Annotated in this window: 8 protein-coding genes; 2 read left to right on the top strand and 6 right to left on the bottom strand. The window is 60.3% G+C overall.

Annotated elements, in window-relative coordinates:
* Window positions 1-21: 21 nt before the first annotated feature.
* Window positions 22-921, bottom strand: coding sequence for an AraC family transcriptional regulator (locus tag AC1DF8_RS25690; protein WP_478155591.1), 900 nt, complete (start codon window positions 919-921; stop codon window positions 22-24).
* 208 nt (window positions 922-1129) lie between these two features.
* Between AC1DF8_RS25690 and AC1DF8_RS25685 the strand changes: the two genes are divergently transcribed.
* The gene (locus tag AC1DF8_RS25685; protein WP_478155531.1) at window positions 1130-1885 is read left to right on the top strand and encodes an SDR family NAD(P)-dependent oxidoreductase; all 756 of its coding nucleotides are present in this window, start codon (window positions 1130-1132) and stop codon (window positions 1883-1885) included.
* Between the two features lie 293 nt (window positions 1886-2178).
* Window positions 2179-5445 carry a GH36-type glycosyl hydrolase domain-containing protein gene (locus tag AC1DF8_RS25680; protein ID WP_478155530.1) on the top strand — a complete coding sequence of 1089 codons (3267 nt, stop codon included), beginning with the start codon at window positions 2179-2181 and terminating at the stop codon, window positions 5443-5445.
* Window positions 5446-5447: 2 nt separating this feature from the next.
* On the opposite strand, the gene AC1DF8_RS25675 is transcribed toward AC1DF8_RS25680, so the two are convergent.
* The 5 genes from AC1DF8_RS25675 to AC1DF8_RS25655 all read right to left on the bottom strand — a co-directional run bounded on the left by AC1DF8_RS25675 (window position 5448) and on the right by AC1DF8_RS25655 (window position 11930).
* Window positions 5448-6461, bottom strand: a complete 1014-nt coding sequence (locus AC1DF8_RS25675) for an ABC transporter ATP-binding protein (RefSeq protein ID WP_478155529.1) — start codon at window positions 6459-6461, stop codon at window positions 5448-5450.
* A complete protein-coding gene (locus AC1DF8_RS25670; RefSeq protein ID WP_478155528.1) occupies window positions 6458-7462 on the bottom strand; it encodes an ABC transporter ATP-binding protein in 1005 nt (334 codons plus the stop codon). The genes AC1DF8_RS25675 and AC1DF8_RS25670 overlap by 4 nt, the downstream gene beginning before the upstream one ends.
* Window positions 7459-8343 (bottom strand): ABC transporter permease, encoded by an 885-nt coding sequence (locus AC1DF8_RS25665; RefSeq protein WP_246781625.1) that lies wholly within the window; start codon window positions 8341-8343, stop codon window positions 7459-7461. The genes AC1DF8_RS25670 and AC1DF8_RS25665 overlap by 4 nt, the downstream gene beginning before the upstream one ends.
* Window positions 8340-9275 (bottom strand): ABC transporter permease, encoded by a 936-nt coding sequence (locus tag AC1DF8_RS25660; RefSeq protein WP_112971600.1) that lies wholly within the window; start codon window positions 9273-9275, stop codon window positions 8340-8342. Before AC1DF8_RS25660 ends, AC1DF8_RS25665 begins: the two co-directional genes overlap by 4 nt.
* A 93-nt stretch (window positions 9276-9368) precedes the next feature.
* Window positions 9369-11930 carry a hypothetical protein gene (locus tag AC1DF8_RS25655; RefSeq protein WP_478155527.1) on the bottom strand — a complete coding sequence of 854 codons (2562 nt, stop codon included), beginning with the start codon at window positions 11928-11930 and terminating at the stop codon, window positions 9369-9371.
* Window positions 11931-12089: the final 159 nt, after the last annotated feature.

The following is a 12089-nucleotide window of genomic DNA, read 5'->3' as shown; positions in this document are numbered from 1 at the left end:
AAAAACCTTGCCTTGCCGAGCTCACGCCGCGGTTACGCCATTTTCCAGCAACGCCTTGAGATCACGAACGGGCGGTGCTCCAAACTGGCGGGCATATTCTCTCGTGAACTGCGTGATGCTCTCATAGCCGACGGAATATGCAGCCGAACTGGCCGGAACGCCTTCCGAGATCATCTGCCTTCGCGCCTCGATCAGGCGCAACTGCTTCTGGAACTGAAGTGGTGACAATGTGGTCACTGCGCGGAAATGCTGGTGAAATGACGAAAGGCTCATGCCCGCCGTCTCTGCAAGCTCATTCACTCGCAAGGGACGAGCGAAGCCTTCGCGGATCATGGCAACGGCACGACCAATTCTCTCCGCGTGGCCATCTGCCTGACCGAGCGCCCGGATCGAGGCTCCGTGTTTGCCGGTCATCAGCCAGAAATGCATCTCCCTTAGATGCTGTCTCGCCAGGATCGGCATGACTGAGGGCCGATCAATGAGGCTCATGAGCCTGGCGGCGATGTCCGCGACCTCAGTTTCCGTCGGGTCTACCTTAACGGGTTTCGAAGTCGAAGCTGTCACCGGACCAATCTCCGAACCCAGTTCACGGATCATGGCAGGATCAAGTTCGAGAACGAGAGAATAATAGGGAGCAATGCGGCTTGCCGTTGTGATCTGGCTCACCGTGGGCACGTCAGCGGTGATCAGAAGGCTATCGCCTGCGCCGAAGTCGAACGTCTCCGGCCCGATGCTCACTCTCTTTCGACCCTGGAGAACCAGCGCGACCAGAGGCCTGTTGATCGCAAACTGGATCTCACTTGGAATCAGGGCGCGGATAGCCGTCAGACCGGCGATCGGAGTTGCCGCCGCTCCGAAGCGATCGACGTTGATGTCTGCATGACGGCGGACGATCTCCAGCAAACCCATCAGAACTCCCATGACAATGGAGAAAAAGGCAAGTCGAAATCGTCCGCCTGCCTTTAATGACGCCAGATTAGCAGGCCTTTGAGGCATGTCGCAAGCACGTGAGGCGATGTCACTCTTCGTTTTCGGATAAATAGGCAATTCGTTTGGAGAAATAGGCAGCAGTTCCAATAGGGCTGGGGGCATTGTGTTGATCAGCAATCAGCACAAAAGGAGTTGACCTATGACGACAATCTCAATCGTAACCGGCGGCAGCCGTGGCCTTGGACGTAACACCGCCATCAGCATCGCCAAGCACGGTGGCGATGTTATCTTGACCTACCGAAATGGCGCGGAAGAAGCCAAGGCTGTCGTGGCCGAAATAGAAGCTCTCGGCCGCAAGGCAGTGGCGCTGCAGCTCGACGTCGGCACCATATCGGCATTCCCGGCCTTCGCGGACGCTGTTCGATCCGCCCTGACGGTTACCTGGTCGCGTACCAATTTCGATCACCTCATCAACAATGCCGGTCATGGCGAGATGGCGGGCTTCGCAGAGACCACCGAAGCGCAGTTCGACAATCTCTTCAATGTCCACGTCAAGGGCGTCTTCTTCCTGACCCAGACCCTGCTCCCGCTGATTATCGATGGCGGCCGTATCGTCAATTTCTCGTCCGGCCTCACCCGCGTTTCCTATCCAGGATTTTCCGCCTATTCCGCAGCCAAAGGAGCGGTCGAAATACTCACGCTCTACCTGGCAAAAGAGCTCGGAAGTCGCGGCATTACGGCGAATACGGTCGCTCCAGGTGCGATTGCGACAGATTTCCTGGGCGGCGCGGTACGCGATACGCCCGCCTATAACGAGGCATTCGCAAAGATGATCGCCCTTGGCCGTGTCGGGCTGCCAGACGATATTGGCCCGATGATCGCCAGCCTGATTGGCCCTGACAACGGCTGGGTCACGGCACAGCGCATTGAAGTGTCTGGCGGTCAGAATATCTAGTCTCAGGGCCGGTCCGGCGTTCCGCCAGACCGGCCTCGAATGTCTTCGATACATCTGCCCTCCCAGAGAAAATCATGTTCCTCGGCACTGCTGAGGCGACGCGCTTCAATACTCGCGTCGTCGAGGGGCCAAGGAGGACTTGGTCAAGCCGTCCTCCCTCTTAAGTCATCGTTTGCTTCACTCTGATTTGAGTTCATCATGGGCGCCATGATCTAACCAGTGACATTGGGTAATATTTCGCACAAACATTCTGCGTCATTGTCCGATTCCCTTTAGGCGACACGAGATCTCACATGCCCACGAGACTGAATCGCAAATTGCAGATGCCCCGCCGCGACGACCTCGGCCTTCTGACGATCGCCAACGGCACTGGCCTTTCCATCTCCGCCCTGCCGAACGGCACGCTGTTTTCCATCGACTATGGCGACAGCCTGGGATCGGTGCAGATCAATCAGATCCAGGGATCGCCGCTGTCCGGCGGCGTCGGACGGCTCTATCTGCGGATTGGTGGCAAAAAGCCTGCCACCGCCGAGATTGTCGGCCCCCGGGCGCAGGGCAAGTTCGGCTTTAGCGAAGCGGGTTTCTCCTGGAGCGGAAATGTCGCCGATATCCGCTATCAGGTTAGCCTCGTGCTTGCCCCTTCAGAGACGACGTGGTTCTGGCATGTGACGCTGACGCATTCCGGCACGGAAAAACTGCCGGCCGACCTCGTCCTGGTTCAGGATATCGGCCTCGGCGACCGCGGTTTCCTGATGAACAGCGAGGCCTATGCGTCGCAATATGTCGACCATCATATTGCCCAGCATCCGGTCTTCGGGCCTGTAGTGATGAACCGCCAGAACCTGAAGCAGGGCGGCGGGCGCAATCCCTGGCTCGCGCAGGGCTGCCTGGAAGGTGTCTCCGCTTACGCCACCGATGCAATCCAGTTAGTAAAATCGGCTGCCGCCAACGATGATCGTCTCGTAGGTCCCTTCGGCACCGATCTGCCGAGCCAGCGCCGCCAGCATGAAATGGCCTGCCCGGCCCTTCAATCGAAGCCGCTCGCCGTTTCAGCCGAGGGCGTCACCGCAAGTTTCTTCGGCCTTTTCCTCAACGACCACCAGGCGGCGTCCGATAATGCCGACCTGTCCCGTCTCGACCATCTGAGCACGATCGGAAGGAATGTATCAGGCGCGGCCGAACAGATGCCGCCGCGCAGCATCCTGCAGGATGCCGGGCTGCTGGCCGCCGAGGCACTGGACGAGAAAGCACTCGCCCGCCTCTATCCGGCGCGCATACTTGAAGAGCGCGTCGAGGGAAAGCTCCTGTCCTTCTTCGTGTCCGAGGGCGCTCTCAACCGTCACGTGGTTCTGCAAGAGAAGGAGTCACACGTGGCGCGCCGTCATGGCGCGATCGTGCGCAGCGGCCAGAACATGCTGCTCGACGATGTGACGCTGGCCTCGACCTGCTGGATGCAAGGCATTTTTGCTGCACAGCTGACGATCGGCAACACATCCTTCCACAAGCTGTTTTCCGTCTCGCGCGAGCCCTACAACCTCACTCGGACGAGCGGTTTGCGCATTCTTGTCGATGCCGGTCATGGCTGGCAGCTCCTCGGCGTGCCCTCAGCCTTCGACATGGGCCTCAGTGACTGCCGCTGGATCTACCGCCTTGCCGACCGCACCATCATCGTGACGGCTGCTGCATCGGGTGAAGATCCCGCAATGCAATGGGCCGTCTCCGTCGAGGGCAAGCCGTGCCGGTTCCTCGTGTTCGGACATCTCGTTCTCGGCGAGCGGGAATATGATGCGAGCGGTTATGCCGAATTCGACGGCGAAGCCAAGCGCATCCGCTTCCGCCCTGACCCGCATTGGCTCTGGGGCGAGCGTTTTCCCGATGCCAGCTACTGGCTGGTAAGCTCCACGCCTGACGCCATCGAGGCGGTCGGTGGCGACGAGCTTCTCTATGAGGACGGCGTTGCTCGTAACGGCGCTTTCATTGCCCTGCGCTCCACCGAGACACAGTCGCTCTCCTTCGCCGTCGTCGGCTCGATGACCGATATGGCAGAGGCCGAGCGACTGGCGGATCGCTACGCAAGCGGCGTCACTCAGGAGATGATGCTGGCACCAGCCTCGCGCTTCTGGCAGCACGCCATTCGCGGCCTGACGTTCGACAAGCCGAAAGGCGATACCGTGGCCCATGCGACGATCCTGCCCTGGCTTGCGCATGATGCGATCGTGCATCTGAGCGTGCCGCACGGATTGGAACAATATACCGGCGCTGCCTGGGGCACGCGCGATGCCTGTCAGGGACCGGTGGAATTCCTCCTCGCCTATGAGCATGATCGCGAAGCCAAGGAAGTGGTGAAGACCGTCTTCAGCGAACAGTACCTTGAAAAGGGAGACTGGCCGCAATGGTTCATGCTGGAGCCCTATTCCAACATCCGCTCCGGCGATAGCCATGGCGATATCGTCGTCTGGCCGTTGAAGGCGCTCTGCGACTATATCGAAGCGACCGGCGACCTTGCCATTCTCGACGAAAAGGTGGCTTGGCGCGATGACAAGACCATGGGCAGGGCACCCGCCGATACGATCAGCGTCCATGTCGACAAGCTTCTCGCGACGGTGCGTGAGCGCTTCATTCCCGGCACCCATCTGATCCGCTATGGCGAAGGCGACTGGAACGATTCCCTGCAGCCGGCCGATCCGCATCTTCGTGACTGGATGGTGAGCAGCTGGACCGTTTCTCTGCTCTATGAACAGATCGTGCGTTATTCCGCAATCCTGCGCCGTATCGGCAAAGGCGCCGACGCGACCGAACTGCGCAAGATCGCCACCGCTATGCGGCGCGATTTCAACAAGCACCTGATCCGCGATGGCGTTGTCGCCGGTTATGGCATCTTCGACCCCGCCCATAATGGCGTCGAACTGCTGCTGCATCCCGATGACAAGCGCACGGGTCTGCACTATTCGCTGATCTCGATGACGCAGGCCATGCTCGGCAAGCTATTCACGCCGGAGCAGCGGCAGGCGCATATGAAGCTTGTCGAAAAACACCTGCTCTTCCCGGATGGCGTGCGCCTGATGGAGAAGCCGGCGACCTATGCCGGCGGCCCGGAAACGCTGTTCCGGCGCGCAGAATCCTCATCCTTCTTCGGCCGCGAGATCGGCCTCATGTATGTGCATGCGCATCTGCGTTACTGCGAGACGCTCGCCATTGCCGAGGATACGAAGGCGCTCTGGAAGACGATCGGCCTCGTCAACCCGATCTCCGTCACTGACGCCCTGCCGCACGCGTCGCTGCGCCAGCGCAACACCTATTTCAGCAGCAGCGATGCCGCTTTCCTCGACCGTTATCAGGCGATGACCGACTGGGATCGGGTCAAGAAGGGCGAAATCGATATCGATGGTGGCTGGCGCATCTATTCCAGCGGCCCCGGCCTCTACGCCCGCAGCTTCATCGAGAACATCCTCGGCTTCAAGCGTCGCTTCGGACGGCGCAAGCGCGAACCGCTACTGCCGTCGTCCGCGTCGATCACGATCAAGACGGATCATGCGCCTTGGCGGCGGTTGAAGCGCTAGGGCTAGGCGACGACTTCCCGCACGCGCGGCGGGATTGGATTGGGAGCGGCGAAATGGCAGGCGGCCATCTGACCGCTCGCAACCTCTTTCAGGGCGGGCCGCTCGACCTTGCAAATGTCCTTGGCAATCGGGCAGCGCGTATGGAAGCTGCAGCCGGACGGAATGCGCGATGGGCTCGGCACATCGCCTTCAAGCACGATACGGCGGCTTTTGCGATCCGGGTCGGGCTCTGGCGCAGCCGACAGTAGTGCCTGCGTATAAGGGTGCTGCGGGGCCGAATAGACCTTCCGTTTGTCGCCGATCTCTACGATCCTGCCGAGATACATCACCGCTACGCGGTCGGCGATATGGCGCACGACGGCGAGGTCGTGAGCGATAAAGAGGAAGGAGAAACCCTTCGTCTCCTGCAAATCCTGCATCAGGTTGATGATCTGCGCCTGCACGGAAACATCGAGCGCCGAGACCGGCTCGTCGGCGACGATAAAGCCGGGATTGAGGGAGATCGCCCGGGCAATACCGATGCGTTGACGCTGACCGCCGGAAAACTGCCTGGGATAGCGGTCCATAGCGCTCGTTGGCAGACCGACCTGGGTCAGGAGATCGGCGACCTTTTCGCGCCGTTCGCGCTTCGAGCGGACGAGACCAAAGGCGTCCAGCGGTTCTCCGATGATTTCCGCGATGGAGCGGCGCGGGCTGAGTGAACCATAGGGGTCCTGAAAGATCATCTGCACATTGCGGCGCATGCTGCGCATCTTCTCGTGCGACAACGCCGTCAGTTCCGTGCCCTCGAAGAAGACGCGACCATCCGTCGGCTCGATCAGCCTCAGCAGCAACCGTCCGAGCGTGGACTTGCCGCAGCCGGATTCACCCACCAGCGCCAGCGTTTCGCCACGCAAGATCTCGAAACTCAAATCATCGACAGCGCGCACGCCACTGCTCTCCTGCTTGAAGGACAGCATGCCACCGTCGGAAAAGACCTTGCTCAACCCTTCAGCACGCAGGATCGCATTCATCACATATGCTCCTCGATCGATGGGAGGGATGCCTTGTTTTCGGCGGTGACCCAGCAGGCGGCCTTATGTTTCGGGCCGAAGGCAAACATCGGCGGCATTTCACTGCGGCACTTATCGATATGCAAAGGACAGCGGGCGTAGAAGGGACAGCCCTGCTTGACGGTGCCGGCAAGCGGCACGGAGCCGGGGATCTGGTAGAGACGCGAGCGCTCGTCGTCGAGGCGCGGAATGGACTGAAGCAGGCCGCGCGTATAGGGATGGCTCGGGTTCCTGAAGATCGAGCGGACATCGGCGTCCTCGACCACTCGTCCGGCATACATGACGATGACGCGATCGCAGACTTCGGCGATGACGCCGAGATCGTGCGAGATCAAGAGCACGGCGGTGTTCAGCGTCTTGCGCACCTTCGCCATCAGGTCGAGCACCTGGGCCTGGATGGTGACGTCGAGTGCCGTTGTCGGTTCGTCGGCGATCAAGAGTTTCGGATTGCAGGCAACGGCCATGGCGATCATCACGCGCTGGCGCATGCCGCCGGAGAACTGATGCGGATAAGCATCGAGGCGGCCTTCCGGATTGGGGATGCCGACGAGTTTCAGAAGTTCGATGATGCGCGCGCGGCGCTGTTGGCGGCTCATCCTCTCATGGAGCTTGATCGCCTCGCCGATCTGGTCGCCGATCGTCATGACCGGGTTCAGAGAACTCATCGGCTCCTGAAAGATCATCGCGATATCGCGACCGCGGATCTCAGGCATCGCGCTTGCCGGCAGCTTCAGCAGATCGTTGCCCTCGAAACTAACTTTGCCAGCGGAAATCCGACAGAGCTCCGGCACAAGCCGCATGATCGACAGCGACGTGATCGACTTGCCGGAACCAGACTCGCCAACGATTCCGACCGCTCCGCCGGCCTCGATCTCGAAGCTCACATCGTCGACGACGACAACAGGGTTCGTCGCCGTTCCGAATTCTACCCGCAGATGCTCGACGCTCAGCAAGGGCTGCTTCATTGCGCCGTCTCCGGATCGAGCACGTCGCGCACGGCGTCGCCGATCAGGTTGAAGGAGAGGACGACGAGCGTGATCGCAATGCCGGCACCGATGATCGGCCAAGGCGAACCGAAGAGGTTATTGAGACCGTCGCGAATGATATTGCCCCAGCTCGGATTCGGCGGCTGAGTGCCGATGCCGAGGAAGCTGAGCGAGGCTTCGAGGCGGATGGCTGACGCGACCCAGAGCGTCATCAGCACGACGATGGGGGCTGCGATATTCGGGATGATGTGCCGGAAAATGATGACAGGCGTGCGCACGCCGACCGCGATTGCCGCTTCCACGTAAGGTTCTTGCTTGACGGCCAGTGTCGAGGCACGGGCGACGCGGGCGAAGCCGGGAATGAAGGCGACGGTGATGACTGCGATGATATTCCAGAAGCCACCGCCGAGAACAGCGGCGATGATGATGGCGAGCAGCAATTCCGGGAAAGCGAGCAGCAGATCGATCAGGCGCGAAATGATGCGATCGGTGATGCCGCCGAAATAACCGGCCGTGACGCCGAGCAGCGTGCCGAAGATCGCTGCCAGAACCGGCGAGATGAAGCCGAAGATCAGCGAATTGCGCGAGCCATAGATCATGCGCGACAGCACATCGCGTCCGAACTGATCGGTTCCGAGCCAATGGGCTGCTGACGGTTTCTGGTTGATCGCCAGGATGCTTTGGGCGAGTGGGTCGTAAGGCGCGAGCCAAGGTGCAAAGGCGGCGACGAAGATGAAGATCAATACCACAAGCAACGCAAAGCTGGTCGATATCCGCCCATAGAGAATGTGGCGGAACGCATCTGCCAGCCGGTGGTCGTCCGTGATGATCTGGGGAGCCTGTTCTGATGTGGCCATCATTTCACCCGGATTCTTGGATCGACAACGATGTAGATGAGGTCCATCGCCAGGTTGATCAGCACGACGAACATCGCGAAGACGACGACGCCCCCCTGGATGACACCGTAGTCGCGCTCGGCGATGGCGCTGATCAAAAGCTTGCCGATGCCGGGACGATTGAAGACGAGTTCTATCGCCACCGAGCCGGAGAGGGTTGCCAGCATGCTGAGGCCAAGCCCGGTCGTCAGCGGCAGAAGCGCGTTGCGCAATCCATGGCGATAGATGACGCGCGTTTCGCGCGCGCCCTTGGCACGAGCAGTTCGCACATAATCGCGGCCCATGACTTCCAGCAGCGATGTGCGCGTCAGGCGACCAATAAAGGCAGCCTTCACAAGGGCCAGTGTCAGCGCCGGCAGGAACACGTGGTGCATGCGGTCGATGAAGCCTGTGCCGCCCCCATTGATAGGGAACCAGCCGAGATTGAGCGCGAAGGTGATGAGAAGCAGCGCGCCGAGATAAAAATCGGGAATGGCGTAGCCAAACAGCGAAAAACCGCGCATGGCCGAATCCGGCAATCCGTTGCGGTGCGTTGCCGCCCAAACGCCGAAGGGTACGCCAACGACAACCCCCATGATCATCGCGACAATCGTCAGCTCGATCGTATAGGGAAGATTATAGGCGATCAGGCCGAGCACCGGCTGGTCGGTCATGACCGAACGGCCGAAATCCAGGCTGAGCGTTCCGATGACAAAGTTGATATATTGCTGCCACAGGGGGGCATTCAGCCCCATGCGCTCGCGAAAGAGCTGGAGCTGTTCGGCCGTGGCATTGTCGCCAAGCGCCGCAATCGCCGGATCGCCAGGCAGAATGCGCATGGCGATGAAGACGAGCGTCAAAACCAGCAGGATGGTCGGAATGGCATCCGCTAGCCTGAACAAGAGATACCGGGTCACAGATCCGTCTCCTCCCTGTTACCGCCGGAGCGGTCTCCTCCTTTGGCGCCGCCGGCGTTCCCGTCAACGGACGTCCATGATGGTATGCAAACTTCAGTTCTGCAGCGCCGTGTAATAGGGCTCGTTGGACAGATTGTCCTCAAGACCCGGTGACAGCACGCTTCGCCCGCCCCTCCTCGAGCTGACGAAAAACTGCAGGTGAAACTTGGAGTCGGTGTAATCGCCGGGAATGGTGGCGTCGAAGCCATTGCCATTCCGTGTCATCTTCGCCGAACTCCAACGCTCGGCCTGATTGACGTGACGATAGTGCAGCACCGGTTCCTCGTCCATGGTTTCATTGACACGCACCGTGAGGGCTTCGCCCGCCTTGAACGTCGCGGGGGCTATGATGCCTGCCGCGCTGGCGATCACAGGTCGGCGAGCCTTGAGTGCTCTCACGGCTGCGAGCACCTGTTCGCCCGCCTGCACCGATTCAAACTTGCCGCCGCCGCGCAGTGACTCCAGGTCGAGAACCTCGGCCGCCATCTCCGGCAGGCGGGACTGCCAGGAACCACGCAGCCAGGATTGTGGTCCGTAAGTCAGATCGTCGTGGTAGACATCGCGCGAAATATCAGCGGCCGCCTGCCAGGCCATGACCGACCGCTTGGCGTGATCGATTGCCGGCTCGATCAGTGTCGTCACCTTGGTGGCAATGAACAGCTCGGCCCAACAAGCCGCGCGGAACCGCTCGGCAAAGAAACGGGCGATGCCGGCTGAGATCTGCACATCGATCATGATGCGCTGGACAGTGGCGGAGCCGAAGCTTTCGGTCGCCTTCACACCCGTTAGCGCCGTCTCACAGCCTTCCGCCATCTCGTCCAGCCAGTCGGCCACATCAAGCGGCGTGTAGCGATGCGAGGGCTTTCCCGCGAGAAGCAGTTCCGCATATTCGCGCGCATTGGCAAAGAGCGCTGAATCGAAGGTCGGCGCATTTCCGAAACGGACCGGCCCTTCCATGTCGAAAGCGTAGGCGCGACGGCCCGAGCCCTCGACAAGCGGGAGGTTGGTATAGACCTCCGGCCAGTAGTGATTGTTAGAGGCCGAAGGGCCATGCGCCAGGGTGATCAGCGGCAGCACGCGGCTTGCCCAGGAGAGCCCCTTCTCGCAATCGGCGGCGGCATCGCCGCATTCATGTTCGAGATAACGCATCCAGCTTTCGCGCGGCGCTTCAGGATAGTAGAGCAGTCGCCCCCAGATACGGTATTGATACTCATATTTCTGCCAGTCGTAGCGCGTCGGCAGACCGTGCTTCTGGTAATTGAAGCGGCCACCGGGAATGCCGGTGCCCATACGGCCCTTGAAGCTCTGCGGCTCGCACCATTCAACGCCATCGGAGCCTGCGAACATGGAGCTGCGGCCATAACCGGCAGCAAATTCCGGATCGCCCCAGAGAAGCACGCGCTGCGTTCCCGCCCAGATGCGATAGATGACCTTGTAGTCCTTGTCCTTCGTCAGAAGATCACCATAGCTGTAGCGCAGGAATTTTCGGGACCCTTCGCTGAGCTGCTCGCGCTCGCTGCGCGCCACTTCCGGCGGGTATTCCTTGTTGCGGATAGCTGACTGGTGATAGGGCGGCCCCATATGCTCGGCGAGATATTTTGGCGAAGCGGCAAAGGGCATGCCGGACTCCCGGGCGATCTGCAGCATGGTGTGATCGAGACCCTTGCCATGCATGTCGATCTCGACTGGACGACCGGCTGCGGCAACACCTGCAAACGCCTCCTTCCAGAAGCCGTATTCGCCTTCGGCGATGCCGCCCTCGACATGGACGCGGAATGTCAGACCAGTAATCTCAGGCACCTGCCGCAGCAATTCGGTGATCGCGTCACGGCAATAAGGGGCGAGATTATCATCCGTCACGCCTGTAACCGTGTAATTGGCTCGCGGGACATCGTCGAAATCATAGCGCTGCGTCCAGAGCGCCAGCTGGAATTCCAATCCGCGCCTGGCCGCCTCACGACCAATGAATTTCAACATCTCAAGATTGGTTTCGCGCTCCTCATCGGAGAGCTCGGTGACCTCGACGCCGTAACCCGGCAGCTTCAAGAGAAACGGATAGGGGAAATAGAAGTAGACGTCGGTAATCCACGGATTGTGGTAGGGATAGTTGTAGCCCATGCCAAGCGTCAGGGCGAAACGGTTGAAGCGGTTCGATGCCAGCATGGTCAGATAGTCGCGCCATTGCTGCTTGTCGTAGAACCAGATCTTGTCTTCCTCCTCGCTGCAGAAAAGCCGGGCGATGCTGCGGATGCGGGCAGACGGTTGTTCGGTAACCGGAAACTTGCCGGCGAACAGGTCTTCATCACCGCTATAGCGCACCCGGTCGGCGAGTTCGGTCAAAGCATAGACCATGCCCCTGTCGTCATGCGCCCAGACGGTAATCCTGTTGCCGTCCCGGGTGAGAGCAAAAGCCTCCTCACTACGCGCCATCGCAGCCGGCGCCTGCGGCGATCCCACCTCGGCCACGTTGATCGAGATGTCCTGCCCCGATGCGTTGTCCGAGAATTTCGCGCCCCTCCGCTTCAGGCGGCTGCGCAGTTCGTCGATTGCCCATGTGACGCCGTCCGAAAGCGGCTTGGATGGCAGGCTCATGGATATGGTGTTGGCTTGCGCCATGTCTGACCTCACAGGAGAAGGACCAATATCTGCGCGCAGGGCGCAACACCCCGGTTCAACAGCGGGGAGAGATGACGATGTCGGAGCGTGTTCGCGACTGGAGCACCGGGCTGAAACTTATGAAGCGGTTTTCAGGGTAATCCGATGCTTCAACAAAGC

It is taken from the genome of Rhizobium sp. 05N49 (assembly GCF_056396805.1).
The sequence above is the reverse complement of the archived record's forward strand: the minus strand, read 5'-3'. Positions and strand labels throughout refer to the sequence as shown.

Coding starts and splice junctions, on each gene's coding strand:
- AC1DF8_RS25690 (WP_478155591.1), bottom strand. CDS start 921: ATGGGAGTTCTGATGGGTTTGCTGGAGATCGTCCGCCGTCATGCAGAC.
- AC1DF8_RS25655 (WP_478155527.1), bottom strand. CDS start 11,930: ATGGCGCAAGCCAACACCATATCCATGAGCCTGCCATCCAAGCCGCTT.
- AC1DF8_RS25680 (WP_478155530.1), top strand. CDS start 2,179: ATGCCCACGAGACTGAATCGCAAATTGCAGATGCCCCGCCGCGACGAC.
- AC1DF8_RS25685 (WP_478155531.1), top strand. CDS start 1,130: ATGACGACAATCTCAATCGTAACCGGCGGCAGCCGTGGCCTTGGACGT.
- AC1DF8_RS25670 (WP_478155528.1), bottom strand. CDS start 7,462: ATGAAGCAGCCCTTGCTGAGCGTCGAGCATCTGCGGGTAGAATTCGGA.
- AC1DF8_RS25665 (WP_246781625.1), bottom strand. CDS start 8,343: ATGATGGCCACATCAGAACAGGCTCCCCAGATCATCACGGACGACCAC.